Here is a 26,897-nt window from a genome sequence, read left to right as displayed (position 1 = left end):
GTGTAATCTACCATATTATCTGGTAAACCGCGCAGTCAAACTGCTTATATTATCGAGTGGAAGATAGTCCATTTTATGCTAATAGTTGTTGCTCGCTGCTAGTTGTTGTTCGCTGCGATACCATTCATAAAGACCCACGAAAGAGTTCACTTGGTAGATGATGGTTTGAATGGCAAAGATATAATTGCCTGACATGAGGTTTACGATGAGCCAGACAAAATTAACGATAATCCATAGCCACCAGCTAAAAGAATAACGCAAAATCATTGCGGCTTGTGCGGTAATAGACAATACAAATGCAATGACGTTGATCCAAAAGAAAGAGATAAAGCCTAAAAATAGACTGTTATCATCCTCTACGACCGCATAGCCATAATTGGCCAGTAAGTCATTGACGGTGGGGAAGAGTACCAAGCCGATAACAATAACTGCTGCGGTAATCACCCAAACTACTTTACTAGCAGATTTTGGTATCATATCGCCGTCAGGATCAGTGTGCTTTGACCAATAAAAGATACCGTAAACGTGGGTGAAAAAGTTAAAGAGGGGTGCGAGCATCAAGCCGACTGCGCCCGAAGTGGCTTGTACCACGACCTCGCCAGCAGTTGCGCCCATCCCAAAGCCATTGCCCATGACGTTTTTTCGGAATGACAGTGATACCACACAGATCAAACCAATAAATGAGACCGCTAAATAAAACCAATCAAGAGTGCTATGTTCGGTAGTGAGCCAAAACCCTGCTGATAACGCAATAACGCCGCAAATAAACCAGGTTATGATCCATTGCAGCGCCCACTTTCCAGTAATATTGTCTAATAGCTGAATGCGCATAATGCCTTTTTCCTCAAAGTATAAAAACGATAATGATTTTTTTATTGTTTACTATGCCACTTTTACTGCTTTTTGAGACAGCTATTTACCATAAATATGCTGATCGATAAAGCATAGTGCTTGCTGGTAGCGCGCATCGTAATCAGGCTGATCAACTATGTGCGGTTTAATATCATGACGGGCAAAAATATCGACGAGGCGCTGCTCAAAGCGTCCGCGTGCCTCAGGCGTGCCTAATGAGCGCATGCCATCGTCTACCCACGGCGTATTATTATCCAGCATAATCGTATAATCTAAGCGAAACTCATCGACACAGGCGGCGACGAATGGATGGCGGCGACCTTCGTACTCTTCACAAAATGCTTGAGTGGTCACAAAGTCAGTATCGACGATGGTGACAGGGGCGGTGGCCCTAGCAGCCGCTTCTCGTATCGCCTGCGCATGATTGAGGGCAATGGGACCATAATCACTATACTGTAGCCCAATCTCGCTGCCGCCCAAATCTGTACCGACATACAGCCTTCCCATCTCAAGCGCAAAGCTGGCACCATAATAGTTAGCCAATTTGTGCACCAGTGTGGTCTTACCTGAGCTTTCGCCACCAACGATAGCAACGGTCTTGGTATAGTCGCCGCGTGCTTGTGGATGAAGCGCTGACCAGTGCGCCACGGGATTGCGAGCGATAGCATAAGAGTCAAACTCAGGCTGTAGCGAGGTAGTAACGACTGGCATCTGCAGTTGCTCTTGGATGCCGCTTTGCGCCAATGGATGGTTATCCGCCACGAATAATACCGTCTTTTCCGGTAGTGCTAATGCCTCTGCCAAACGTTGCAACTTGGCATTACTAACAGCGACATCAATATGAACATCAGCGACATGCTCGTGCAGTGGTAGCTCAATTTGATCAGTGGTATGAATATGAATAAATGCTAAGTCAGCGCAGGCCATCTGTAGCCAACGCGCTTTGTCCTGTAAGGTAATGGTAAAGTCTGGATGCGGTGATGGATGCGCCATGATGACGATATGCAAGGTCTTCGCTTGTCCTGCTGCTTCCAATATACTGCGCATCTGCCCCAAGTGTAGAGGCTCAAAATGCCCAATCATTAAACCCGTCTCGTACATAGCTGTCCTTATATATGTCTTATTTTGATTTTGTTATATTTTACTGCTTATCTAATATGGGTCTGATGCGGCTTTATTAATTTATCAGCATGGTATAAAGGTTTGAACATAGTTACAGGTAGGTTATTGTAAACAGCCGTTTTATGCTTAGAAAAATACCACAAATCTACCAAATTTATCCTGCATGATTTAATGTTTTTCTGCTTTTATGGTTATGTTTACAATATGTCATAATTGATTGGAATATCAAAAGGTTAGAGTCGCTGTAGTAAAGCCGTAAGGTTATAGAAATAAACCTCACTCTGAAACATTTTGAAATATCTATTTAAAATCAGGGGTTTACGAGGCCTAATGACAGATTAGGGCAAGTTTAAGTAGCATAAACTCACAAAGTACGTCTACATACTCAACAGATAATATTTTAAACATTGCTATAATTATTCATAAGTTGAGAACGCTAAGCATTTTTGAGAATAAGTGTTTTTAAGAAAATAAGTTTTTTTAACAATAAGTTCTCATATGAAACTAAAAATAAGTAAAAGATAAACTATATCAGAGAGGTATTTGATTTGGCTAAGTTAGCAAAATTACATCGCTCACAGAATAATCGCATGATAGCCGGTGTGATGGGCGGCATTGCAGAATATGTCGGCTGGTCACCTACTTGGGTCAGGTTGTTATTCGTCATTGTTTCTTCATTGAGTGCAGCTGTACCCGGTATTTTGATATACATTATCCTATGGATAATTATGCCAAAAGCCTCTAGCGAGTCGTACCAGTAATAGGTCTTTAACAAAGCAATCGTAAAATCATCAATGTAAATGTAATCAGTAATAGCGTTAAGAACAAAAAGGTTAATATCAAAGCTAGAGCCCATTAAAAACAAAAAGCCTGACCAATCAGGATACCAAAGACATACTTTTCCTCCTGCCCAAATGTTCACGCATTTGGGTATTTTTTTGACATTTGAGGTTGGCTTCATCACCTCGTTAGTGATGTTTTTATTGCTCGATGAGCAAATATAGTGAGTGAAAAGTAATATCGATATATCAGCAATACTGTCGCGTTTTTAGTATATTTTGACTAGATGCAATATTTCTAGGTTGTTTCTTCAGTTGCCTGATAAATTTAGTTAATGTAAATATGGATAAAATAGTTATTTTTTAGTAAGGTGAGCAGGCGAATAGAGTCGTTGCCGAATAGGCTATACGAGTACTATCAATATTTTATTTCATAATACAAACTCCACAGTGGCTTTATGACGATGCCCCAAACTATGACAACTCAAACTATGACAACTGAAGCGAAAAACTCTCAACCGATGACTTTTCAAGATTTAATCCTAACCCTACAGAATTATTGGGCCGACAAGGGCTGTGTAATATTACAGCCTTATGATATGGAAGTCGGTGCGGGTACTTTTCACACTGCGACGTTTTTGCGCTCCTTAGGTCCTGAGCGTTGGAATGCTGCCTATGTACAGCCATCTCGCCGTCCTACGGATGGGCGCTATGGTGACAATCCAAATCGCTTGCAGCATTATTATCAATTTCAAGTAGTGCTCAAGCCGAATCCACCTAATATTCAAGAGCTATATTTGGACTCACTAAGAGCCATTGGTATCGATCCGTTGGTACATGATGTGCGTTTTGTCGAGGACAACTGGGAGTCGCCTACGCTAGGTGCGTGGGGACTTGGTTGGGAGATTTGGCTTAACGGTATGGAAGTGACCCAGTTTACCTACTTTCAGCAAGTGGGCGGCATTGAGTGTTTCCCAGTGACTGGCGAAATCACTTATGGTCTTGAACGCTTGGCGATGTATGTGCAAGGCGTTGATAGCGTTTACGATTTGGTTTGGGCAGATGGTGAATTTGGTCGTGTGACTTATGGCGATGTTTTTCATCAAAATGAAGTGGAACAGTCTACCTATAACTTTGAGCACGCTGATGTGCCAATGATGGGTCAGATGTTTGACTTTTATGAGCAGCAAGCAGATAAATTGGTTGCTGAAGGGTTGCCATTACCTGCCTATGAAATGGTATTAAAAGCATCACATGCTTTTAATTTACTGGATGCACGCGGTGCAATTTCGGTGACCGAACGTCAGCGCTTTATTCTGCGTGTACGTACATTGGCGCGTAAAGTTGCCATTGGTTATGTGGAAGCGCGTGCCAAGCTGGGCTTCCCATTAGCCGATGAGGCGCATCGTCAAGCGGCGCTCGATAAGTATTTGCCCAAAGAAGACGCTGCAACTGAAAGTACAGAAAATAATCAAGCTACTGACAACAACCAAACTACTAATAAATAGGAGCATCCCATGAGTACTATTCTATTTGAACTGGGGTGTGAAGAGCTACCTCCAAAAAGCCTAAAACCTTTACGTGATGCGCTACAAGCCAGTGTCACCGAGCAGTTAAATGAAGCTGAAATTGGCTTCGATAATATTAAAGCCTTTGCCGCGCCGCGTCGTTTGGCGCTTCAAATTGAGGGTATCAGCGACAAGCAACCGGATCGTAGCGAGCAAAAACGTGGTCCAGCGATTAAAGCCGCATTTGATGCTGATGGCAATCCAACGCGTGCGGCGATGGGTTTTGCTAAAGGCTTGGGTATTGAGGCCAGTGAGCTGATAACAATCAACACCGATAAAGGTGATTATGTCGGTTATGAGCAAACCATTCAGGGTCAAGCAACGACTGAATTGCTGCCATCCATTTTTCAGACGGCGCTGGATAATCTACCCATTGCTAAGCGTATGCGTTCAGGTGCAAGCCGCAATGAATTCGTGCGTCCCGTACAATGGGCGGTATTGATGCAGGATAGCACTGTCATTGATGCGACCATCCAAGGGCATCAGACCGGCACACAAACCCGTGGTCATCGCTTCCACAGTCCTGATTATCACGATATTGGTCATGCCAATGACTATGAAGAATTACTAAGTGGTTTAAAAGTAGTTGCTGATTTTGATAAGCGTCAAATGCTCATCAAAAACCAAGTCAAAGCCTTGGCTGATGAAGTCAATTCTGATGCTATTGTGCCGCAAGACTTGTTAGATGAAGTGACTGCCTTGGTTGATTTTCCGATTGCCTTACGAGCAAGCTTTGAAGCACGCTTTTTACAAGTACCGCAAGAAGCGCTTATCTCGACCATGCAAGCGGATCAAAAGTATTTTTGCTTAACGGATAAAACAGGCAAACTACAACCGTACTTTATTTTTATTACTAATATCGAGTCAAAAGACCCCAATCAAATTATTGAAGGTAATGAGAAAGTCGTGCGTCCACGCTTGGCCGATGCAGAATTTTTCTTCTTACAAGATCAAAAGCAGCCACTATTTGCGCTGACAGAAAGTCTAAAAACTCGTGTATTCCAAGACAAGCTAGGTACGATTTGGGAGAAGTCTGAGCGTATTGCTAAGCTTGCCGCCTTTATTGCCGCCTTGATGCAACAGCAGGGTCAGCAGATTGATATCGATGAAACGGTACGTGCGGGCATTTTGTCCAAAGCCGATTTGGCAAGCTCATTGGTTGGGGAATATCCCGAATTGCAAGGTATCGCCGGTACCTATTATGCGCGTTTGAATGATGAGCATGAAGCGGTCGCCGCAAGTTTAGAAGAGCAATATCTGCCCAAGTTCAGTGGTGATGTATTACCACAGACGCCAATTGGTATTTGCTTAGCACTAGCCGACCGTTTAGATACGCTCGTTGGTATTTTTGCGATTGACCAAGCACCGACGGGCTCAAAAGATCCGTTTAGCTTACGTCGCTCAGCGATTGGTATCTTGCGTATTTTGATTGAAAAGCAGTTACCGATTAATTTGGTAGCGCTCGTTGAGCAGGCGATTAAAGGTTATAGCACGAGCGATGGCAGCAAGATTGCCAAGATGGGCGATACCTTTACCCAAGTCATGGCGTTTCTAAATTCGCGTTATCGGGCGATGTATACCGAGCAAGGCGTTAGTGTCGATACCATTCAGTCAGTGCAAGCGATTAATCCGCATATGCCGCTTGATTTTGATCAGCGTATTCGGGCGGTACAAGCGTTTAGCGCATTACCACAAGCGTCGATGTTGGCTGATTCAAACAAACGTGTCGCCAATATTTTAGCCAAATCAGAAGTAAGTGTCGCCGACAATGTTGATGAAGCGTTATTGTCCGAGCCTGCCGAGCAAGCTTTGTACACGAGTGTGCTGCAAGCACAAACGGCAGTCACGCCAATGCTGGAGCAGGCTGACTATACGCAAGTATTGCAAACGCTCGTTAGTCTAGATGAGCCGTTGACGCAGTTCTTTGCTGATGTCATGGTCAATAGTGAAGATGCGGCGCTAAAGAACAATCGCTTGGCATTGCTTAAGCAAGTTCGTGCATTGTTCCTAACCGTCGCTGATATTAGTGAGCTGCAGCTATAGTTTGAAGACAATCTGAGTATCTATTCGTTCAGTATCTTCCGTATCTATGCGCTCAGCCTGCAGCGTTAAGTTTATAAAGTCTTAATCCATACTCTAAGGAGCAATGCTGTGTTCGCTGCTATTATGATGATAATTATTATCTGGATTGTGATGTGGGGCTTTTATAAGTTTATGTACCCGCGTGCGCCTAGAAGCATGATGCCAAAAGATGGTGATGTGACCACACCGCGTCACTGCGATTTTTGTGGTAACAGCTTGGCTGAATATCGCGGCGTCTTAGAAACTAAGCCGAACTTGGTGGCAAGTAGCGACAGTGCCAGTCATTTAAGTGACAGTAATTCAAGTGACAGTAATTCAAGTGACAGTAATTCAAGTGACAGCAATCCGCAAGTTAATAAAGAACTGTTCTTTTGCAACTACGAGCATCAAGCGGACTTTCATGCTGGCAAGGTTTATAGCTCTGCAGATTAACGCAGTGTTTACTGGTTATCGTCAAAAAATAAGCGCTTAGCTGTCATCAGCTAAGCGCTTGTCTTTTTAGAATGCTAATTTAATATCAGTACAAACTTACAAGATAGAGTGTGCATCTTTCATGATTTTATTGAGCAATGCTTCAGACTGTTTATCTCCTTGAATACGATCTTCATCGCTTCTTTGATAAGTATGAATTTTCTCGTATAAATTTAAGCAGCACAGTACTAGCAAGCTCTCTTGGCTTAGGCTTGGCGCATCGCGTTTTAGGTCGAGCGCATAATTATTGATATAAGAGACGGCTGAGTGTAGCTCTTCTTGCTCGTGCACTGGGCAATAGATGGGATAGGTCACCCCAGCAATCGCAATATCTACTTTTTTGATTTGTGGCTCAGGAGTGCTGTTTGTTTTAGGCGCAGGTTTAGCAGCGCCGCTCTGTGGAGCTGAAGTATTTGCAGCTGAAGTATTTGGCGCGATTCTTTGGGATTTAAGCCCATTGGTTGGTAGTTGGTTATTTTGTGATGGATTGTTTGGCGCTTGCTTGTTTAAAGGGTTGGTCTGGTCATCAGTCATGATAAATCCTACAATATATGTCATTAAAGTGAGTAATATAAGAGATTATAAGTGTGAGTCTAGTGGCTTAATCAACGCTGTATTTTTAATAATGAAGGTACTTGATAACTAAAGCACTTAATAGCTAAAGCACTTGATAGCTAAGACAGTTGATAATAAAGGCACTTAGTCAACGTGGCTTTTATCGATAATAAAGTTATTTAAGCAAAAAGACTTAAGCCAAACTCACCACTGACTATCTCGTGCCGCTATGTATCAACCTTCTGCTTGATCGATACGGGTTAAGCGTTTTAACACCACTTGCGTCCGTTCAGCGACCAACTGATTCTTCTTTTGTAAGTCGCTGTTTTGCTGTTTGATATCGCTGTACTGCTGCTTTAATTCATTATTATGCTGTAGCAGCTCGCTGTTTTCTTGTTGTAATTGGCTGATTTGCTTTTGCAGTTTATCTTGCTCTTCACCGATCATATGATGGGCCTCTGCCAGATTTTGATAGCGCTTATCGAGATCGTTCAGCTGTTTTTTGGCACCGTCACGTTCTGTATAACTGCTATCCAGCTTGCTCTGCAGTGCGGTAAGTTCTTTGGGATCGGTAACAGGGTGTTGTTTGAGGCTGCTAAGTTCAGCACTGACAAGCTGATACTGTTTTTTGATGTCGAGTATCATTTTTTCTAATATTCTAAGTTGATCATACATAGTCAGTTTTTATCCTTAACAAGTAAGCGTGAATGAATTTTGTTCTCTGCGTTTAATAATGCCATAGGTGACCGCATAATATCTATATCAACAAAGTAATTGTATGCCGCTTTGTTTCGTAACTTCTATCAGCCGCCGCTTTATTAATGATAGTGCGCGGCATCTGTTTCTATTTAACACTACTAATCAATTACTAGGACATCTATTATGAATGATAATATCTCTGGCTGGAATACATGGCTGGCCGCGTTTGACGATTGGACTGACGTGTCTATCAGTGAGGTACACGGCTTAATGACGGGACTGATGACCGCTTGCGATGCACCTGATGAAAAGGTATGGGCCAAGGTGTTTGAGGAGCTGAGTTTTGCGCCATTGCCTGATGAAGCACTAACCTTGTTGACTGAAGAAGCAGAGGACACCGTGTTTCAGTTAAAAGACAAAGACGACGCTTATTCGTATACGCCGCTGGTACCAGATGATGAACATGACTTGTACGAGCGCGTGATGGCACTGAAACAGTGGGCGAATGGCTTTATGACGGGTTTTGGTATTACTGACTGCCGTCTGAGTGGCGAAGAAAACGAGATGCTATCGGATTTGGCTAAAATCGGCGGGATTCGTTTAGAAGATGACGAAGACTTTGAAGGTGGTGAAGAGTCTTATCTGCATATCTATGAGTTTGCGCGTATGGTACCAGTGAGCTTTGCCACCCGCCAGCGTAAGCCTGTCAAAGATATTGCGCTGATTTCGGGACTGGCTATCGATGCCAAAACCACCAAAGAGCTACAAGCTGAAGGTAAGGCTTCTAATACTAAGCCAAAACCAATGCCGCCAGTCGTTGATATTATGAATCAAAATCATCCATCATAAGTGATGTGATTGGCAATACAAATGATGTGTTGCGGTAAAAGAATAAAGAGGAGTCTGAGATGATAACTGACCATGATATGCAGCATTTGCGTCGCTGTGTGGCGCTTGCAGCCGAAGCGCTAGAAGCGGGTGATAAACCTTTTGGTAGCGTATTGGTCGATAGTGATGGTCAGGTATTACGCGAAGATCGTAACCGTGCTAATTCGGTCGACGCGACTTATCATCCTGAAATTGCTGTTGCACAATGGGCCGCGCAAAACATGACAGCGGATGCGCGTGCCAAAGCCGTGGTTTATACCTCAGGTGAGCATTGTGCCATGTGCTCGGCGGCTCATGCATGGGCAGGTCTTGGTCGTATCGTCTACGTTAGCTCCTCAAAGCAGTTAGGAAAATGGATGGAGGAGATGGGCGTGACCTCAACATCGCCCATCAACTCATTGAGTATTCAAGAAATTACGCCAAACGTACCAGTAGAAGGTCCGATTGCAGGCTTGGATGAAGAAGTCAAAGCGTTACAGCGTCGCTCATTGCAAAGAGGGTAGCTCTTTTATTTTATACCGTAATAAGGATGTTTTATGACTATAAAGAACAGCATCGATAATAATAGCACTGATAATAACAGACAAACCTTGGCAACTACTGCTTATCCCACCCAAAGTATTGATTGGCTAACGCGCTTAATTGGCTTTGATACCGTCAGTCGGTATTCAAACTTAGCATTAATTGAAGATGTGCAAGCTTACTATGAGCAATTGGGCTTAACAGTAGACTTGACCTTTAATGAAGCCAAAAATAAAGCCAATCTGTTCGTTACTGTGCCAGCAGGGGCAAACGCTGACGAAGTCAATCACGGTCTCGTGCTATCTGGTCATACTGATGTCGTGCCAGTCGATGGGCAAGAATGGACGTCCGAGCCGTTCACCGCGACGATACGTGGCGACAAGCTATACGGACGCGGCGCTTGTGATATGAAAGGCTTCATCGCCTGTGCATTAACTTTATTGCCACAAGCGGTAAAACTATCTAAAAATGGTCAGCTACGTCGTCCATTACATTTGGCTTTATCATTTGATGAAGAAGTAGGCTGTTTGGGTGCACCATTAATATTGGCAGATTTAAAAGCACGGGGTATCACCCCTGATTATTGTATCGTTGGCGAGCCGACCAAGATGACGATGGTGGTGGCACATAAAGGCATCGCGGTTTATCGTTGCCGTGTGCATGGCAAGTCTGCGCATTCGTCATTGACTGCACAGGGCGTCAACGCTATCAGCTATGCCAGTCGTTTGATCGGTTATGTTGATACCTTAGCGGAAGAGATCAGTCATCGTAGTGATAATGATGCACTGTTTGATGTGCCTTATTCGACACTGTCTGTAGGCACAATAAAAGGTGGCACGGCGACCAATATTGTCCCCAATCTATGCGAGTTTACCTTTGACTATCGCAATCTGCCGCACATGACCCAAGACGATATCCTTGCGCCGATTCAGGCGAAGGTTACAGAGCTCAGCGCACAAATGCAAGCACGCGCGCCGGAGACGGGTATTGAGCTGATGCAAGAAGAAAGCGTACCAGCAATGACCGATAGCGACAGCGCTGAGCTACAAGCGTTAATAGCAGCACTGACAGGAGACGACCAACGTCATAAAGTGGCTTATGCGACTGAGGGTGGTCAGTTTACCAATAGTGGTATCCCAACGATCATCTGTGGTCCTGGTAGTATTGAGCAGGCGCACAAAGCTGATGAATACGTTGAACTGAGTGAAATTGCGCGTTGTGATGGGTTTTTACAGAAGTTATTAGACAGCTGCACAGTCAACTGATGGATTAAATCAGAAACAGCTTTTTTCTATTATCAGTAAGTCGCGAGCTAGCATAAAATACACCGTCTTTATGGCGGTGTTTATTTTTTTAATTTTTTCGCGTATTTAATTTATTCTAAATAAAAGAGTAGGGGTTGGTCGATGTCTTGGCATCTGTTTGCGGTATTTTTTGCAAGTACGTTTTTTATCTCGGCGACCCCTGGTCCCAACATGCTCTTAGCGTTTCAATATGGTATGAACTACGGCGTGAAGCGGACGCTATGGACGCTGGCAGGGTTAAGCCTCGGTTTGTTCATTCTGCTACTTTCTACGTTGCTTGGATTGGATGTGATCAGTCGCCAATCACCTTGGTTGCTGACAGTGATTAAAGCCGTCGGCGCTGTATATTTAATCTACTTGGGTATTAGCTCTTGGCGTGATGCAGGCGAGGGCAGCTTGATGAATGATGCTCGCGAAATGGGCGAAGAAGTGGCGGCTGACTATCCTGATACGATTGAGTCTGTTAATGATAAAAATACGCCGCAGCCACGCTCCCTTTCTAGTGCAGCAGTTAGAGTATCGCCAAGTAATACTACCTTGTTTCGTACGGGTATTTGGGTATCGCTGTCTAACCCTAAAGCTATTTTGTTCTTTGCCGCTTTCTTTCCTAAATTCATTAATTTCAGCGCGCCGCTATGGCCACAATATATTCTATTGACGGTAGGGTTGTTTTTGAGTGAGACAATTTGGCAGATTATTTATACCTTAGGTGGTAAAAAGCTGGCAAGTTGGCTCAATGTGAGTAATCGCTTGGCGTGGTTAAATCGTGCGTGTGGGGTAATCTTTCTCTTAATTGCCGTGGCTTTGTTGGCTGAAGTGTTGAATAGTTTTATGGCTTAAAGGTCTTTGTCAGTAATTTAACAGGCCTTGGGCTTACTCATAAAAAAGCCGTTCACTATTAAATAGAGAACGGCTTTTTCATTCATTCAATTTTTCTAAAAATTTAAGCCAATACCTCGACTAGCTCACCTTTCACCATATGCGGACTCACAAAGTCAGTAATACGTACGCTCACGATTTTACCCAACATTTCATCCATTGTATCAACGTCATAAGGGAACATGACCGTACGTGTATTATCCGCCGTACCGATTAAGCAATCAGGATGACGATTGGCGACTTGCTCAACCAATACGCGAGTAGTAGTGCCAACCATTTCATGGGTTTTGGCGAGCGTTGAGTCGATGATGACTTTTTGGAATTCAGCCAAGCGCTCTTTTTTAGTCTTGAAGCTCACATCATCGGGTAATTCTGCTGCTGGCGTACCCGGACGTTTCGAATAGATAAAGCTGTAAGAGTGATCGAAATTTAACTCTTTTGCTAAGTTCAACGTATCTTGGAAGTCTTGCTCAGTCTCACCGGGGAAACCAATAATAAAGTCACTCGACAAATGGATATCAGGACGAATGGCTTTAAGCTTATTGATCTGATTGATATAAACGTCAATAGTATGGTTACGTTTCATTGCCGCCAAGATAGCGTTTGAGCCACTTTGAACCGGTAGATGCAAGTGCGATACCAGCTCTGGTAATTTGGCATAAGCGTCAATGATGTCATCAGTGAACTCTAGCGGATGACTGGTGGTATAGCGAATGCGCTCGACACCATCGACATGTGAGACATAGTGTAATAATTCAGCGAAACGGCAAATACTGCCATCGTCTTTTTGACCGCGATAGCCGTTGACGTTTTGACCCAATAGATTGATTTCACGCACGCCTTGCTCAGCTAAGCTGTCAATCTCTGCTAATACATCATCCAGTGGACGCGATAACTCTTCACCGCGCGTATAAGGAACAACGCAGAATGAACAATACTTTGAGCAGCCTTCCATAATGGATACAAAGGCCTTATAGCCTTCAACGCGCGGCTCAGGTAAAAAGTCAAACTTCTCGATACTAGGGAAGGATACATCTACCGTACCGATACGATTCTTAGGCGCAATTTCACGTTGCTCGTTTGATTGATCATAGAGTTCAGGCAAACGATGCAAGGTTTGTGGGCCAAAAACCATATCGACATAAGGTGCGCGCTTTTGAATGTTATCGCCTTCTTGCGAGGCCACACAGCCGCCGACACCGATCACGAGGTCAGGACGTTTTTCTTTTAACTTGCGCCAGCGACCTAATTCTGAAAAGACTTTTTCTTGCGCTTTTTCACGAATGGAGCAGGTGTTCATTAGCAGCACATCGGCTTCGTCGATATCGTGCGTCACTTCCATACCGTGTGAATCACCCAGCACGTCGAGCATTTTGCCAGAGTCATAGACATTCATCTGACAGCCCTGCGTGGTGACAAACACCTTTTTAGTCGGCGCTTTATTGACAGGCGTTTGGGCTGAACTTGGCTCGTTGAGTGCAGTGACAGCAGGCGCGGTGACAGTCGTCTCAGCAACGGCAGCGTCATTAATGCGGGGATTAAATACAGTAACACTCATAAGGATAAGTCCATGATTGACTAAAATGTAGCGGGGTAAGCGATTAACAGGTGGCGTATTTTATCACAACCCTGTGCCAATGTGAAAAGTAAGCGTGTGCTTTCGATTATAATCAGGATAAATTATTCATAATAGTATCAATTGCTTATCAATAATAGAGCAGAGATTGAAAATCGCTAACCTTTCATAAAGTATTTAGCTTGTACTGTTGTTGATGCTAAAGGTAGGCATGCATAAATTAGTGCTAAGGCGGATCAATATTACTACCGTAAGTAGTGGATATTGGTAAGGCGCAGCTAATTTGTCTTATTATGGAAAATTTTATTGTTTATCTCTACGAGTTAGCCATACTATTATCATTTTTATGCTTCTATCACTTTTATGTTTCGTGCTGCTGTCCTAATTATTAACAAATGGTAAGGATGCTGGTTGAAAGTTAAACAACTATAGTATGATGAGCCTATTCTAAGAGTGTCCTCGACAAAACATTATTCTTGATAAAACATTTCCTCAACAAAGATAAGCACCGACAAGCCAACGATTAAATACCACTACGATGATAAAGAGAGTAAGTATGACAAAGCGCCGCGCTGCCAAACGTAACCATAGCGACAGTTATGACGTCAATGCCATACCCACAGCCAAGACTAGCGAGCAAGCCAGTCCTATGAATACCAGATCGCTGCGCATTGGAGCGCTGAGTGTCGCCACGGCAATGGGCGCCTTAGGTTTGTCTCAGGTGGCGTGTGCTGAGCCAGTATCTTACGGCACTTATCAGCAAGACAGCAGTATTGACTCATTCACGGCAGCAGCCATCGCCGCCGATCGTGGTGATGTCAGTGCGCTCTATAATTATGAGCAAATGATGAGTGGCGGTTTGTTTGCGATGTATCCGACTTACTGGCGGATGAATTTAGATCTAAATTCCCAAAGCTCGGCAGCAGTGTCGCAGTTTGTGCGTCAATATCCAGATACGGTCATGGCCGAAAAGCTCGTGGCTGATTTTGCGGAAACCAAAGCAGGCTCTAATGATTATGCCTCAGTACGCCAAGTGGCAAATTTGATCACCAATGCCGATGCCAGTGAGAAGTGCGCCGTTGCGCTTGGGTTTAATAATGGTGGCGATACCATGCGCGCCATGGCAGCCAAGCCGGATGTTTGGCTGACGACCAAAAAGCAACCCGCCTTGTGTGATCAGCTGGCGATGGAGATGAACAACAACCCTATGATTAGCAATCAAGATCGAGCGGCACGCCTGAAGCGCATGCTACGTAAGGGTAAAACGGGCGATATCATGGCGTTGTCGTCACGTCTGGGCACGCCTATTCCTTATTCTGCACTCAGTGAGATTCAGCTGAGCCCGTCTTCATTTTTTACCCGTTTTACCCGTGAGCCAAACAGTCAAACCAATCAATACTTGTACTTATATGCGATGGGTCGCCTAGCAGATAAATCTTATCGTGAAGCCGCGTTGCAGCTAGATTTTGATATCAAGCAAGACAATCAGCGTTCAGCGAGATTGTTAAATGATGAGACGCGTCGCTATGCGTATCGTACCCTTGGGGTGCAACGTATGAACCATAATACCGATGATGGCTTTAATGCTGAGGCGGTTGATTGGTTCCGTAGTAGCTTAGACGATGACTTTAACTTTGAAGAAGCCGAAGACTACGCCATGGCGGCCATTCGCTTTGGGCGTTGGGATGATGTGGTCGAGGCCATCGCTCACATGGACAGTGAAACGCAAAAAGGCAATCAATGGCAATATTGGTTGGCACGTGCTTATGAGCAATCAAGCGATGCTAACAAGCGCAATACCGCTAAGAAGATGTATCAGAATTTGGCAAAAAGTAATGAGTATTACGGCTTAATGGCAAAAGACAAAGCCGGTCAACGTTTTGATGCCAGTCGTTTGGGTGGTAGCAACTTGCCAAATGTCAGTACTGCCGATCGTGCACGCGTCATGCAAAACGCTAACTTCGCTCGGGCGTTTGCTTTATACAATGCTGATGCCAGTCGTGCCTATGCCAATCGTGAATGGAATTGGGCTGTCAAGCAAGCACGTGACAATCGTGATGATAATTTGATTATCGCTGCGGCGAGCTTGGCACATGACATGGGCTGGCTCGATCGAGCAATTTATGCTGTGGACAATACTGACAGAGTCGACAGCTTGGCTTTATCGCATCCGATGCCGCACCAAGATGCCGTCGTTCGCTACAGCCAATCAGCGGGGATTGATCCGGCATGGGCTTATGGCATCATGCGTCAAGAGAGTCGATTTGTAGCCTCAGCGCGCTCAGGTGTTGGTGCCAGTGGGTTGATGCAAGTCATGCCTGATACAGCAAAATATATCGCCCGTAATTTAGGTGAGACTTATAGTGCCAGTCGCGCTAACAGTGGCGATACCAATATCCGTTATGGGACTTGGTATATGGGTGATATCTTGGGCAAATTAAACTATCAGCCAGTACTGGCAACAGCCGGCTATAATGCAGGTCCTAATAATGCCAAGCGCTGGCAGCCAGTTTATGGTTCACTCGATGCTGACCAATACGTTGAGTCAATTGCTTTTCCGGAAACGCGCAATTATGTGAAGCATGTCATGGAAAACGCCACTATTTATAGTAGCTTATTGGGTCGTAGTCAGCCTATTAGTCAACGCATGGGAACGATTCCTGCTGCATTCTAAAGTGCTCACTTAGCAAAAAAGAAACCATTAACGATAAACTGTTAATGGTTTCTTTTTTTTACCGATTTATTTTTAAATACAAATTGTATTTGCACCAATCAGTTGTTCTTCTGCAAGGCATAGTCAAAACATCCTAAAAACGCGACGCTATTGCTGATATCAATTTTTTGTCGCCTCCGTCTGCGCAGGCACAGCAAGCAAGAAAAATTGATATCAGCAGTGCGTGATGGTTCGATATTACTTTTCATTCCCCATAGTTGTTTGTCTTCTAAGCAGTTTTCATGCTACTTCTTCTGTTTAAGCGACACTTAAGTGATGTTTACGTTTCTGCTATAGATTAAAAAAAGCATTTTGCTACCATTGCTTTAGTTAGTGTCCGTATTTTTTGTTGGTTTATTTTTAGCTTGGTTTGATGAATATTGCTACTTTAATTACTTTTATCCAAGCTTACCCACTCTTTTATCATTGCTAGATGCCTTAATCCCTTATGATCAAAAAATATTTCAATCTGACTATGTCAGTGCACGCTAGATTATCGCAAACTAATCGTCAGTTACCGGATCAGACGCGGGTGGATGTGCTGTCGACATCAACGCCGATTAAGTCATCTGCATTGTTGAACGACGATGCAGTAAGCAAAAAGCCTGCGATAAGTAGAAAGTGTAAGGATAAAGGGTATACGGCGATGAGCGGTACTGCCTTGCTAGTGCTACAAAGCGCGATGCTGATGCCAGCTCATGCGGCCAGCGCTGTTAAAAGCGGGCAGCGGGTACTGATGATTGAGATGACACCGGCACTGTGTAGCTTGCAGCCAACACGAGCGCGTATGCGTCAATGTTTAGAGGGTTATTCGTTAACCGTATCAGGTCTGGATATGGGTTATGGCGAGCGCTGCGGGCGTGGTGCCGAGCCACGTCTGACCCCATTGCAGCTAAAAGTTGTCAATCGCATCATGCCAGACACCACGGTACGTAGCCAAGTATGGCAACATTATGGTGCCTGTAGTCCATTGAGTGCCAGCAATTATTTTCGCCAAATCACCAACTATGCCAGCGCTCTAAAACTGCCTAACGAGCTGAATACGGGCAACAGTTATACCGTCTCAAAATCACGTTTTATTGGGCAGATGACCCGCCTTAATAGTGGTATGCCAGCTTCTAGCATCGACTTAATTTGCCAAGCGGGCAGTCGACGTCAGACAATATTGACCGATGTCCACGTTTGCTATGAAGGTAGCGAATTTGGTAGCTGTAATGAGGTAGTAGACAATTGCGGCAAAAAGTTCATTATTTCAGGTGGTAAGTAACGTCCTTTGCGACGGCTAATTGATTGATATGTGTTAATTTACAAACAGGATTGCTCTTAAATTATTGTTGCTAACACTGTTTTTTTTATCCCCTTCTCTTTATTCTTAAACCTTTATACCAAAGGCTTTGTTATCAGCTTTGTCTTGCTACCCGTATAAAATGTAACAATATAGTCGTGCATAGCCTTCTTGCTTTCTCTAGACGATTAATAGGCTGAGGTGCTACACTAGCTATCGGTTTATGACTGCTATATACAGTGAGCAGATCGCTATCTCAAACGATATTCATCAATCAGAACCATCCATTAGAATCATTAATCAGAACTATTCATTAGAATCGTGAATTATCTAATCTATAATTAGGGAGTATTCAATGTCAATGAAACAGCCTTTACGTGTTGCCGTCACTGGTGCCGCTGGTAATATCAGCTATGCTATGTTATTTCGTATTGCCTCTGGTGAGATGCTAGGTAAAGATCAGCCAGTTATTTTGCAATTGCTTGAAATCGCCCCAGCACTTGACGCCCTAAAGGGTGTGGTCATGGAATTAGAAGACTGTGCATTTCCATTATTGGCCGGTATCGTTCAAACTGATGATGCGACCGTTGCATTCAAAGATGTTGACTATGCTCTGCTAGTCGGTTCACGTCCGCGTGGCCCAGGTATGGAACGTAAAGATTTGCTAGAAGCCAATGCTGCGATTTTCTCAGCGCAAGGTAAAGCACTGAACGACGTTGCTAGCCGTGATGTAAAAGTATTGGTCGTCGGCAACCCTGCGAACACCAATGCGCTTATCGCTCAGCGTAATGCACCAGATTTAGATCCACGTAATTTTACGGCTATGACTCGCCTAGATCATAACCGTGCGATGGCACAGTTGGCTGGCAAAACGGACAGCACCGTTAATGACGTGAAAAAAATGATCATTTGGGGTAACCATTCATCAACTCAGTATCCAGATCTAACGGCTGCAACTGTAAACGGCAAGCCAGCACTAGATTTAGTCGATCGTGAGTGGTACGAAGGTACTTATATCCCAGAAGTACAACAACGCGGCGCTGCAATCATTAAAGCTCGCGGTGCATCATCTGCTGCTTCTGCGGCCAACGCAGCCATTGCCCATGTACGTACATGGGCGCTAGGTAGCGATGAGAATGATTGGGTCTCTATGGGCGTTTACTCAAACGGCGAATACGGTATTGCTGAAGGCTTGATCTACTCATTCCCAGTGACCTGTGCTAACGGCGACTGGTCTATCGTAGACGGCGTTGACGTGTCATCGGATTTCTCAAAAGAGAAGATGGCAGCCACTGAACAAGAGCTTAGCGAAGAGCGTGATGCAGTATCACATTTGCTACCATAAGCAGATAATCTATTGATACAGTAATATTAAAAGTAGTATAGAGAGAAGCCTTCTGTCATTAGAGGGCTTTTTTATGTCTTGAGTAACCATCAATACAATTGCTAACGTTAGCTAAACGTTGATTAACAGCTATTAGTCTCAAGCTTGCTACAATGAAGTGGTGTATTCTAAATAATAAAGACAATTAAACTGGTAGTATTTAAGGAGAAAAAGTATGCTAGGTGAACCTGAATATAGTATGAATGAGTTATTCGCCCAATTAGGACTAGATAGCTCTGACGAAGCGATTAGTAGTTTTATTGAGAAGCATCAACTGACTAAAAACGAAGAGTTGATAAAATCTGATGTCTGGAATGACAGTCAACGGATGTTTTTACAAGAAGAGTGGACGCAAGATGCTGCATGGGTTGAGACTATTGATGAGCTAAATGTGCGGATGCATCCAGACGCATAAAATCAGCAATACCGTCGCGTTTTTAGGATATTTTGACTATAAGTTTAAAAACAAATAATAAGTCGATTAAAAAACCCACAATTCTATAAATTTAAAATTGTGGGTTTTTGCTGTTCTATATCTCAATTATAATAATTTTAGTTAAGATGCTAACTAGGCTGCTTGGCTCGCCATTCGAGTAACGCTTTTACATCGTTATGGATACCGACTTTTAGCGCCTCTAAGCCATCATAATGACGTTCACCATGTAGGTAATGTAAAAAGCGTACCTGTAGAGTTAGGTCATACAAATCCGCTTGCAACTCTGGAAAGTGCACTTCCAAACGCCAGTTATGCTCTTTATCAATAGAAGGTCTGATACCAATGCTGGCGGTGCCAAATAAGCTATGCGGACGCAAGCCTGCCACGCCTATTTTTCCATCAGTTGCTTGTGCAGTCAAACCATTGGTGATGACTTCGCCATCATCATCTAGACTCACCACATCGACGGCAAATATACCATGTAAGGCTGGCTTTAAGCGTTTTAAGTCAATATTCGCCGTAGGGAAGTCCATAGTGCGACCGATTTTATCACCGCCGACTACCAATCCTGTCATGGCATAATCGCGACCAAGTAGCGCATTAGCAGCGTCAAGGTCGCCAGCCAATAATAAGTCGCGAACGCGAGTGGAGCTAATACGTGCCGCTTTTTCACTACGATCAGTAACCGTATGTAGGTTGGTCACATCTAAGCCATAATCCCGCAAAAACTGACTGTCGCCAGTACGGTCATGACCAAATTTAAAGTCATCACCCAACACCAAGGATTTGACGTTTAAGCGCAGTGCCAAAATATCCGCAAAGGCCTTGGCCGATAGCGATCGAAAATCAGAATCAAAGCCTGCTACAATCAAAGTTTCAACACCATATTCGGCGAGCAATGCTTGTTTTTCTGCCAAATTGGTCAGGCGCGCAGGGGCAGTGTCAGGGGCAAAAAACTCACGAGGTTGTGGCTCAAATATCATGACGGCAGAGCCAAGGTTTTGTGCTTGGGCAATCTCCCGAACTTGGGACAGCATCGCTTGATGACCCAGATGGACGCCATCGAAATTACCGATAGTCAACACGCAAGGTGCTAGGTCTATCGGGCTAGTGTTGGTAGGCAAAGCGCTCGGCGACGCAATCAGTTGCTCAAGAAAGTAGGTATTCATAAGTTTTCAGCTATGATAAGACCAGATAAAAAACGAAAAAACACACCTATACTAAAAATCGATGTGTCTAAAAGCAGCCATTATAAAGTAAAATAGCCCTACTAACATCCTATAGTCCTTCCATAATCGAAGTAAGAGGCGATAAGTATCATTATTTATCACTGCTGTATCAATTAAATAGATAGTTCATTTACCAACATTATTGCAGATGGACAGCACTTAATGGTTGTCACTTACCAGCAGCTATTACCAACCACGCCATTAACGATGGAGATATTATGACTGACGTTGCCCTGACTACTATACCGCCTATTTCATCAAAATATAATCTAAACGATTCGTTCGTTGTCGAGCGTGCAAGTCAGAACGATTTATCAGAGATTTTGGCTATTTATAATCAAAGCATCGCGGGCAAACAAGCAACGGCCAATCTGACACACGTGACTTGTGAAGAGCGCGAGGCTTGGTTTGATGAGCATTTAAATAGTGCTACTCGACCTATTTATGTCGTGAGAGCAGTGGCGACGGCTGGCGAAAGCGCAGAGCAAACAGCGTCAGCGCCGATAGTGGCGTGGGGCAGCTATAGTGATCTGTACGCACGTATGGCCTATCATATCAGCAGCGAAATTAGTATTTATCTGCATCAGGACTATCATGGGCAGGGCTTGGGTAGCTCGCTGATGCGCTGGATGGTGACACAAGCGCCAAGCCTCGGTATTAACAATATCGTCGCCCTTGTGTTCGCCCATAATCAGCCAAGCTTAGGACTGTTCCGTAAGTTTGGTTTTGAGCAGTGGGGCTACATGCCAAAAGTTTGCGATATGGAAGGGTTTATCGCTGATGTCGTGATGCTAGGTAAAGCAGTGACAGCAGATGAATTGTTGTGAGATTGAGATAAAGTATTGCCAAAAAAGCCACTTTAAAAAAGTGGTTTTTTCTAAATTGCTCATGGAAGAATACAGGGTGGCGTCTTAACCCAAAATTTTCCATTGCCCCGCTATTTTTTGCAATTCATAAGTCAAGGGTGCGGGCTCACTCTGACCCTTTAGCATCAGCTCACCAGTGATGGTTGCACGAGTTTTATTAGCATTATATGTCGTATCAAGGATAGTAACGCCATCGACGGTTTGCTGAAAAGCAGATTGCGTCTTAGCAAGCTCTGCTTCAAAGTTTGCCATGTCTACTTTATAGTATCCGGCTGATTTTTTCACGTCACCTTGATATAAGCTATCTAATGCTTGCTTAACCGTGTCTTCTGGCGTACCAGATTGAGTCGGGTTAGTGACTAAGCTTGGCTGCTTGGCGTTTTCTTTATCTGCGCTTATCACAGGGTTAATATTGTCACTGTCAATAGCTGTTTCGTCTTCAGCGCTATCAGTCATTTGCTCGCCTGCAACCGTGCTCTTCGTATCAACGCCTGCCGTTTGATTGGCTGCATCGATTTCAGGGTTGTCAGCGATGGCGGCTGTATCGCTTGCTGTGTTTGCGCCATCTGTTTCTACATTATCGTTGTTGCTACAACCACTGATGAGCAATCCAGTGCTCAATACACTAGCGGTTATTAGCATTGGTAAGCGTTGCAGCATCGAATGCTTGATTGTCATAGTAACCCTCAGATTTTATTTATTTATCAATAAACAATTATGGCAACTATCAGCGGCATTCACTGTCAATTCTCATATTAAGCTTGTTTTGGTTTAGTAAGTCATTTATTCAACATTCACAGATAAATTAGCCATGCTTTAGCTGACGTGGACGGAAGCCTGTTGCTAGTAATACCACCCCATAAACCAAAGCACCTACTGCACACATAATGAGCAGAGCCGCGATACGTCGCCACTGAGCCTCGTCGGCTGGGAAGTAGGGCAACATGATATAAAGGATGGCAACCATAGAGGCGGTAGAGATTGCAAACTGGGCAAACAGCTTTTTCCAATGGTTGCCAAAACGGAAAATATCGCGCTTATGTAAGAAATAATATAATAAGCCCGCGTTTACGAAGGCCGCTCCTGTGGTCGCAAGGGCAAGACCACCATGCAGAGGTATCTCTAAAAAGTAGAATATCCCGATAAAGATCACACTAAAAACCATATTGGCAAAGACCGATATGATACCGATTTTTACTGGCGTTCTAGTGTCTTGACGGGCAAAAAATGCGGGCGCAAATATTTTAATGAGCATAAAGCCTAAAATCCCACCGGCCATACTGCGTAACGCCAGCGAACTCATTTGCGCATCACGCAAGGTAAATTCACCACGCAAGAACAGCGCTTGCATCAGCACATCAGCCAAGATAAATAGGGCGGCTGATGCGGGCACACCCACCAATATGATTAAACGTGCCGCCCAATCAATGGTCTTTTTAAAGCTAACATCATCCTTTTGCGCTTCACTCTTTGATAAGCTTGGCAAAATGACTGTACCAATCGCTACGCCAATCAGTCCTAACGGCAGCTCGCTCATACGTTCTGCCGCATAAAGCCAAGAGACTGATCCGCCAATCATTAATGAGGCAAAAATAGTATTGAGGAGCAGATTGATCTGAGTGACAGAGACACCAAAGATAGCAGGCAGCATCAGCTTCAAGATACGTTTAACGCCTTCGTGCTGAAAATCAATCTTAGGCGCGACCAGCAGCTTTTGTTGCCATAACTGCGGCAGCTGTATGAGAAACTGTAGCAAACCGGCGATTGCAACGGCATAACCAAGCGCCATAATCGGTGTATCGAACATAGGGGCAAAAATTAATGCGCCGCCAATCATACATAAATTCAACAGTACCGGTGCAAAAGCGGGCGCAGCAAAACGCCCGTAGCTTTGCAGAATACCGCTAGCAAAAGCGGTCATAGAAATAAATAATAAATAGGGAAAGGTAAGACGCAGCAGCTCGGCGGTGATGGCAAATTTACCAGGTTGATCAGCAAATCCAGGAGCAAATAAAGTCACTACCCACGGCGCCATCAAAATGACGACCACAGTGAGCATGGATAGAATCAACAACAGGGCGCCTGAGGTACGACTGACTAATATCTGTACCTGTTGTAAGCTATATTTTTCTTTGTATTCGGACAGTACTGGCACGAAAGCTTGGCTAAAGGCGCCTTCAGCAAACAGACGGCGCAAAAAGTTAGGTATCTTAAAGGCGACCAAAAAGGCATCCATCAGACCACCTGCACCAAACACCCCTAATAATACGACATCGCGTACCAGACCTAAGATACGGGACAGCATGGTCATGCTGCTGACGACCATGGTTGAGCGAAATAACCGACTTTTTGCCATGAGACCCTATTTTGCTAAGTTGTTTACTGCTGGTTGTTTACTGATGATTGTTTGCTGAGTTGCTGTTATCAAAAAACTGACGGATTATAGCATTTTCATAATCGAGATAAATGGATTGAATGTGGAATTAGTTCAGGATTCTTATATAAGCTAGGGCGTGTCCTCATTTTAAAAATGGTGATAAAAGTGAGGTAAACTGTAGTTAAACAAGGATAATATCGAAATATTGCCTAGCTATTTAACGATGATTGGCAAGATTTAACCATTTTTAGCCCATTTAGATCGCTATCAGTTGAATTGAGGACACGCCTAGTCCGTAAGGTTTTTTCCTACCAGCGCACGTAACTTTGGCCAGTCAAAGTAATCGCCAGGGTCTGTCTTTCGACCCGGCGCGATATCACTATGACCCGTTAGGTGGCGGCGGGTTTTGGGGTAGGCGTCATATAGTGCAGCGATAACGGCTGCAAGTGTGTCATATTGCACAGAGGTAAAGGACACAAAATCTGACCCTTCCAGCTCGATGCCAATGCTATAATCATTACATTCAGGACGGCCAAGATAGCTAGATCTGCCTGCATGCCATGCGCGCTCGGCAAAGTTTACAAACTGTGTGATAGCACCATCACGTTCTATAAATAGATGTGCTGAGACCTCTGCGCCCTGAATGGTTTGAAAATAAGGATGCGCATCCCAGTCTAATTGATTGGTAAATAATGCTTTTACATAATGAACACCATCACTGCCGCAGACGCCAAACTCATTCGGTGGTAGGCTAATATTGTGAATGATAATGGTGTCAATAGTCAGGTTGTCGGGTCGTTTATTATAGTTCGGCGACATAAGCCAAGTGGCTGAGGATAAGCGCCCGTCTTTGATAGTCATTGGCGGTGTCATGGACATAAGTGCTCTCTTTTATTATGGGGTTAATAAGTGCGTAGCAAATACTCGTGATTACCAATTTTTTATTAATTAATAGCGAAATTTTTTAAAAAACAGCTAATCATAACCTTCTTTTGACGATTAGATAGACCCAATAACGCGATAAGCGTATGGCTCTTACAGTGCGAGATATTACTCATGTCTATATATTCAAACCTTGTGGTGCACTCCAACCTGTTGACGACAGATTATACGCCAACGAAGATGAGCAGGCGCGCGCGTTTACCATTAATGGTTGCAGGTCTGTTGCTGACGGCACAAGCGCAGGCATTTTTGCCAACGCCAGCAGAGCTTGTGACCACAGGCGCGTTAGCGTTGGATAACAACGCTGATGCTGAGCTAGATAATAACATCAAGCCAAATAGCACCTCAAATAAAGATGTCACTGATCAGCCACGCACCAATAAAACTACTAGCGGTGTCGATAATAACGTCAGTAGTATTACCAACATTACTGCCGAGCAGCTGCTAGCATCGTGGCGCGAGAAGGCAAAAACAGAAAACCTAGCTCAGCATACGACATGGCGACGTTTATTGTACTTCTTTGATGATCAAAAAAACTTAATTGGTAAGAAAAAAGACACAAGTCTCGTTGAGGATGCTAGCTTCTTTTTGAGTGAAAAAGGTCAACAAGACTCAGGTGCAGAGCTTGATGCGTTGCTGGTCGCCCTTGCTGAAGAATTAGCGCCGACGCCTAACACGACCGTTAAAAAAAACACAGCGATTAAAAACAATACCGCTAATAACTCGGTGCTCTGTCGTTTCCCAGCGCGCGTTCAATGGCTGACTGATACGCTAAATATTGATAAGACAAACTGGCAAGCTGAGTGTCCAGAGCTGAATGAGTGGATGCAAACACTAGCGCCCGAGCAGCTGTCTATTATGTTTGCCGAAGAGTATTTGGACAATCCTATATCAGCCTTTGCCCATACTTTATTGCGTATTGACTCAAAGGCCAGTGTGGCTGATCCCAGTCAGATTCATCATGCCTACGCGCTGAATTATACGGTCGATGGTGATCCAGACGACAGCTTTTTGATTTATGCTTTCAAATCTATGACAGGTGGCTATGATAACGCCATCGAAATCGATCCTTATCCAGAAAAGCTGGCGAAGTATCTCAAAGACGATGAGCGTGATGCGTGGACGTATCAGTTGAATTTGACCCCAAGCGAGGTGCAGCAAATCATGTTGCATGTTTGGGAGACCAAAGGGTTAGAGTTACCGTATTACTTCACCACCGATAATTGCGCCTCTGAGGTTTTACGTCTTATCGACGTCGTACGCCCACAGCAGCATTTATTAAGCCGACTGCCTTATGCCGTCGTACCTTCTGACGTCATTCAGCTGCTTAATGAAGAAGACTTACTGGCAAACCCTAGTTATACGCCAGCTGATGATACTGTGCGTCAAGCCGCGCTCAATCAAGCCAAGGTCGCCGCTAAGCTAGGTTATCAGCCATTGCCTAAAGAGGCAGCCCAAGAGATCAAATCTGCAGAGCGCAATCCAGCATCCAGTATGTCAGCAGATGGTCAAACCATACGCAACCTGCCTATCGTCGCTTCGAACAATAACCCAATAGATAGACATCCATTGCAAATGGCGCAGATTGGTGTCGGACAACGCGGTGACAATAACTATATCGATGTGGGTGTGCGTGCAGGTTTTCATGACACCCTTGATCGTACCACTGGGTTTTCACAGTTTTTTAATTTAGAAGGGCTGGCAGCGACGCTACGCTTTTATGATAATGATGACAACAGTAACAATAAACAGCTGGACAGCGTGGTCTTGCAGAACATTACACTGCTGCGTGGCCGCTCATTTAACCCGGTAAATAGCGCTAAGCAAGGCAAAACTTGGGGTGTCAGTGTCGAGGCAACCCGAGTAAACGATGGCTCACAGCAAGCTGGCAGCGATCATTTGGTCGGGAGCGTGGGCTATGAGACGGGCTGGTCGTGGGCGTTTGGTACGCCAAGCGCTGGTACTGGCGAGATGCCGCCGCAGCTATGTTACGCATTGCTATCAGGCACGGGGCAAGCAGGGCGCGGTATCAATAAAGGCTTTCGAGTAGGTGCAGGCGTGAATGCTGGTTGCCGTTATCAGATTAACAATCAGTTACGCGCGCAGGCTGAATTGCAATTGCCATATTGGTATCATGGCAGCAGTGATGACTCTAACGCTCGCGGTCACTACTGGCAGCCGGTCTCAACGTTAGGTCTGCAATACGATATCGATAAAAAACAAGCATTACGTATTAATGCTAATTATGAATGGCAAGATCGCATCGATGCTAATGACGACGTGCAGCTGTCATACAGACGCTATTTCTAACCACTATTTCTAGCCGCTGTCTTCATAAGTAGTATTTTTAGATGGTGCGTGAAAGACT

23 protein-coding genes are annotated in these 26,897 nt (G+C 44.3%); 14 read left to right on the top strand and 9 right to left on the bottom strand.

The features are described from left to right. Positions 1-78: 78 nt before the first annotated feature. Both pnuC and nadR read right to left on the bottom strand, forming a co-directional pair. Positions 79-831 (bottom strand): nicotinamide riboside transporter PnuC, encoded by a 753-nt coding sequence (gene pnuC, locus AAEY80_RS03485; RefSeq protein ID WP_201565483.1) that lies wholly within the window; start codon positions 829-831, stop codon positions 79-81. Positions 832-912: 81 nt separating this feature from the next. Continuing rightward, positions 913-1,953 (bottom strand): multifunctional transcriptional regulator/nicotinamide-nucleotide adenylyltransferase/ribosylnicotinamide kinase NadR, encoded by a 1,041-nt coding sequence (gene nadR / locus AAEY80_RS03480; RefSeq protein WP_201615971.1) that lies wholly within the window; start codon positions 1,951-1,953, stop codon positions 913-915. A 569-nt stretch (positions 1,954-2,522) separates the two neighbouring features. Between nadR and AAEY80_RS03475 the strand changes: the two genes are divergently transcribed. The 4 genes from AAEY80_RS03475 (at position 2,523) to AAEY80_RS03460 (ending at position 6,835) form a co-directional block, all read left to right on the top strand. Next, a complete protein-coding gene (locus AAEY80_RS03475) occupies positions 2,523-2,735 on the top strand; it encodes a PspC domain-containing protein (RefSeq protein ID WP_101212324.1) in 213 nt (70 codons plus the stop codon). Positions 2,736-3,274: 539 nt separating this feature from the next. After that, entirely contained in the window at positions 3,275-4,261 is a 987-nt protein-coding gene (gene glyQ, locus AAEY80_RS03470; RefSeq protein WP_201565653.1) for a glycine--tRNA ligase subunit alpha, read from the top strand. Positions 4,262-4,270: 9 nt separating this feature from the next. Continuing rightward, complete coding sequence (gene glyS, locus AAEY80_RS03465; protein ID WP_350587896.1) at positions 4,271-6,364, top strand: glycine--tRNA ligase subunit beta; 2,094 nt, start codon at positions 4,271-4,273, stop codon at positions 6,362-6,364. A 108-nt stretch (positions 6,365-6,472) separates the two neighbouring features. Beyond that, complete coding sequence (locus tag AAEY80_RS03460; RefSeq protein WP_350587895.1) at positions 6,473-6,835, top strand: hypothetical protein; 363 nt, start codon at positions 6,473-6,475, stop codon at positions 6,833-6,835. Between the two features lie 96 nt (positions 6,836-6,931). On the opposite strand, the gene AAEY80_RS03455 is transcribed toward AAEY80_RS03460, so the two are convergent. Together AAEY80_RS03455 and AAEY80_RS03450 are read right to left on the bottom strand one after the other, a co-directional pair. After that, positions 6,932-7,408, bottom strand: coding sequence for a cell division protein ZapA (locus AAEY80_RS03455; protein ID WP_101212328.1), 477 nt, complete (start codon positions 7,406-7,408; stop codon positions 6,932-6,934). 255 nt (positions 7,409-7,663) lie between these two features. Beyond that, positions 7,664-8,104, bottom strand: coding sequence for a hypothetical protein (locus AAEY80_RS03450; RefSeq protein WP_350587894.1), 441 nt, complete (start codon positions 8,102-8,104; stop codon positions 7,664-7,666). A 207-nt stretch (positions 8,105-8,311) separates the two neighbouring features. Here AAEY80_RS03450 and AAEY80_RS03445 point away from each other — a divergent pair, with 207 nt between their 5' ends. From AAEY80_RS03445 to AAEY80_RS03430, 4 genes are all read left to right on the top strand, one after another. Further along, complete coding sequence (locus AAEY80_RS03445; RefSeq protein WP_025652388.1) at positions 8,312-8,977, top strand: UPF0149 family protein; 666 nt, start codon at positions 8,312-8,314, stop codon at positions 8,975-8,977. Positions 8,978-9,036: 59 nt separating this feature from the next. Then, positions 9,037-9,519: a nucleoside deaminase gene (locus tag AAEY80_RS03440; protein WP_025652389.1), complete on the top strand. Its 483-nt coding sequence runs from the start codon at positions 9,037-9,039 to the stop codon at positions 9,517-9,519. A gap of 33 nt (positions 9,520-9,552) precedes the next feature. Further along, on the top strand, positions 9,553-10,803 hold the full coding sequence (gene argE, locus AAEY80_RS03435; protein ID WP_025652390.1) for an acetylornithine deacetylase: 1,251 nt from the start codon (positions 9,553-9,555) through the stop codon (positions 10,801-10,803). Between the two features lie 141 nt (positions 10,804-10,944). After that, positions 10,945-11,682 carry a LysE family translocator gene (locus tag AAEY80_RS03430; protein WP_201565474.1) on the top strand — a complete coding sequence of 246 codons (738 nt, stop codon included), beginning with the start codon at positions 10,945-10,947 and terminating at the stop codon, positions 11,680-11,682. 103 nt (positions 11,683-11,785) lie between these two features. On the opposite strand, the gene miaB is transcribed toward AAEY80_RS03430, so the two are convergent. Further along, on the bottom strand, positions 11,786-13,279 hold the full coding sequence (miaB, locus tag AAEY80_RS03425; RefSeq protein WP_201606427.1) for a tRNA (N6-isopentenyl adenosine(37)-C2)-methylthiotransferase MiaB: 1,494 nt from the start codon (positions 13,277-13,279) through the stop codon (positions 11,786-11,788). 667 nt (positions 13,280-13,946) lie between these two features. On the opposite strand from miaB, the gene AAEY80_RS03420 reads away from it, so the two are divergent. The 4 genes from AAEY80_RS03420 (at position 13,947) to AAEY80_RS03405 (ending at position 19,094) form a co-directional block, all read left to right on the top strand. Further along, the gene (locus tag AAEY80_RS03420; protein WP_264673013.1) at positions 13,947-15,971 is read left to right on the top strand and encodes a lytic transglycosylase domain-containing protein; all 2,025 of its coding nucleotides are present in this window, start codon (positions 13,947-13,949) and stop codon (positions 15,969-15,971) included. Between the two features lie 514 nt (positions 15,972-16,485). Next, positions 16,486-17,277, top strand: coding sequence for a T2 family ribonuclease (locus AAEY80_RS03415; protein ID WP_227688920.1), 792 nt, complete (start codon positions 16,486-16,488; stop codon positions 17,275-17,277). Between the two features lie 373 nt (positions 17,278-17,650). Further along, entirely contained in the window at positions 17,651-18,640 is a 990-nt protein-coding gene (locus tag AAEY80_RS03410) for a malate dehydrogenase (protein ID WP_173238815.1), read from the top strand. A 214-nt stretch (positions 18,641-18,854) separates the two neighbouring features. Then, complete coding sequence (locus AAEY80_RS03405) at positions 18,855-19,094, top strand: DUF2789 family protein (protein ID WP_101212337.1); 240 nt, start codon at positions 18,855-18,857, stop codon at positions 19,092-19,094. A 149-nt stretch (positions 19,095-19,243) separates the two neighbouring features. Here the strand turns inward: AAEY80_RS03405 and ribF are convergent, their stop codons facing one another. Continuing rightward, a complete protein-coding gene (ribF, locus tag AAEY80_RS03400) occupies positions 19,244-20,284 on the bottom strand; it encodes a riboflavin biosynthesis protein RibF (RefSeq protein WP_201565471.1) in 1,041 nt (346 codons plus the stop codon). A 278-nt stretch (positions 20,285-20,562) separates the two neighbouring features. On the opposite strand from ribF, the gene AAEY80_RS03395 reads away from it, so the two are divergent. Further along, on the top strand, positions 20,563-21,171 hold the full coding sequence (locus AAEY80_RS03395) for a GNAT family N-acetyltransferase (protein WP_201565470.1): 609 nt from the start codon (positions 20,563-20,565) through the stop codon (positions 21,169-21,171). Between the two features lie 84 nt (positions 21,172-21,255). Here AAEY80_RS03395 and AAEY80_RS03390 read toward each other — a convergent pair whose 3' ends face one another. The 3 genes from AAEY80_RS03390 to ampD all read right to left on the bottom strand — a co-directional run bounded on the left by AAEY80_RS03390 (position 21,256) and on the right by ampD (position 24,460). Then, entirely contained in the window at positions 21,256-21,888 is a 633-nt protein-coding gene (locus AAEY80_RS03390; RefSeq protein ID WP_201565469.1) for a hypothetical protein, read from the bottom strand. 127 nt (positions 21,889-22,015) lie between these two features. Beyond that, positions 22,016-23,566: a murein biosynthesis integral membrane protein MurJ gene (murJ, locus tag AAEY80_RS03385; RefSeq protein ID WP_201583025.1), complete on the bottom strand. Its 1,551-nt coding sequence runs from the start codon at positions 23,564-23,566 to the stop codon at positions 22,016-22,018. A gap of 309 nt (positions 23,567-23,875) precedes the next feature. Beyond that, positions 23,876-24,460: a 1,6-anhydro-N-acetylmuramyl-L-alanine amidase AmpD gene (gene ampD, locus AAEY80_RS03380; RefSeq protein WP_374189998.1), complete on the bottom strand. Its 585-nt coding sequence runs from the start codon at positions 24,458-24,460 to the stop codon at positions 23,876-23,878. 183 nt (positions 24,461-24,643) lie between these two features. On the opposite strand from ampD, the gene AAEY80_RS03375 reads away from it, so the two are divergent. After that, positions 24,644-26,839, top strand: a complete 2,196-nt coding sequence (locus AAEY80_RS03375) for an Lnb N-terminal periplasmic domain-containing protein (RefSeq protein WP_201583027.1) — start codon at positions 24,644-24,646, stop codon at positions 26,837-26,839. Positions 26,840-26,897: the final 58 nt, after the last annotated feature.

Source organism: Psychrobacter sp. 78a-MNA-CIBAN-0178, assembly GCF_040309625.1.
Taxonomy (GTDB): domain Bacteria; phylum Pseudomonadota; class Gammaproteobacteria; order Pseudomonadales; family Moraxellaceae; genus Psychrobacter; species Psychrobacter okhotskensis.
Note: the sequence above shows the minus strand (reverse complement) of the source record. Positions and strands in the feature narration are given on the sequence as shown.

Bases quoted from the DNA above. Each gene is read 5' to 3' on its own strand.
- AAEY80_RS03430 (WP_201565474.1), top strand. From the start codon at position 10,945: ATGTCTTGGCATCTGTTTGCGGTATTTTTTGCAAGTACGTTTTTTATC.
- nadR (WP_201615971.1), bottom strand. From the start codon at position 1,953: ATGTACGAGACGGGTTTAATGATTGGGCATTTTGAGCCTCTACACTTG.
- AAEY80_RS03375 (WP_201583027.1), top strand. From the start codon at position 24,644: ATGTCTATATATTCAAACCTTGTGGTGCACTCCAACCTGTTGACGACA.
- pnuC (WP_201565483.1), bottom strand. From the start codon at position 831: ATGCGCATTCAGCTATTAGACAATATTACTGGAAAGTGGGCGCTGCAA.
- murJ (WP_201583025.1), bottom strand. From the start codon at position 23,566: ATGGCAAAAAGTCGGTTATTTCGCTCAACCATGGTCGTCAGCAGCATG.
- miaB (WP_201606427.1), bottom strand. From the start codon at position 13,279: ATGAGTGTTACTGTATTTAATCCCCGCATTAATGACGCTGCCGTTGCT.
- argE (WP_025652390.1), top strand. From the start codon at position 9,553: ATGACTATAAAGAACAGCATCGATAATAATAGCACTGATAATAACAGA.
- AAEY80_RS03390 (WP_201565469.1), bottom strand. From the start codon at position 21,888: ATGACAATCAAGCATTCGATGCTGCAACGCTTACCAATGCTAATAACC.
- ribF (WP_201565471.1), bottom strand. From the start codon at position 20,284: ATGAATACCTACTTTCTTGAGCAACTGATTGCGTCGCCGAGCGCTTTG.
- AAEY80_RS03450 (WP_350587894.1), bottom strand. From the start codon at position 8,104: ATGTATGATCAACTTAGAATATTAGAAAAAATGATACTCGACATCAAA.
- glyQ (WP_201565653.1), top strand. From the start codon at position 3,275: ATGACTTTTCAAGATTTAATCCTAACCCTACAGAATTATTGGGCCGAC.
- AAEY80_RS03395 (WP_201565470.1), top strand. From the start codon at position 20,563: ATGACTGACGTTGCCCTGACTACTATACCGCCTATTTCATCAAAATAT.
- AAEY80_RS03410 (WP_173238815.1), top strand. From the start codon at position 17,651: ATGTCAATGAAACAGCCTTTACGTGTTGCCGTCACTGGTGCCGCTGGT.
- AAEY80_RS03440 (WP_025652389.1), top strand. From the start codon at position 9,037: ATGATAACTGACCATGATATGCAGCATTTGCGTCGCTGTGTGGCGCTT.
- AAEY80_RS03455 (WP_101212328.1), bottom strand. From the start codon at position 7,408: ATGACTGATGACCAGACCAACCCTTTAAACAAGCAAGCGCCAAACAAT.
- AAEY80_RS03415 (WP_227688920.1), top strand. From the start codon at position 16,486: ATGTCAGTGCACGCTAGATTATCGCAAACTAATCGTCAGTTACCGGAT.
- AAEY80_RS03445 (WP_025652388.1), top strand. From the start codon at position 8,312: ATGAATGATAATATCTCTGGCTGGAATACATGGCTGGCCGCGTTTGAC.
- ampD (WP_374189998.1), bottom strand. From the start codon at position 24,460: ATGACACCGCCAATGACTATCAAAGACGGGCGCTTATCCTCAGCCACT.
- AAEY80_RS03420 (WP_264673013.1), top strand. From the start codon at position 13,947: ATGAATACCAGATCGCTGCGCATTGGAGCGCTGAGTGTCGCCACGGCA.
- AAEY80_RS03405 (WP_101212337.1), top strand. From the start codon at position 18,855: ATGCTAGGTGAACCTGAATATAGTATGAATGAGTTATTCGCCCAATTA.
- glyS (WP_350587896.1), top strand. From the start codon at position 4,271: ATGAGTACTATTCTATTTGAACTGGGGTGTGAAGAGCTACCTCCAAAA.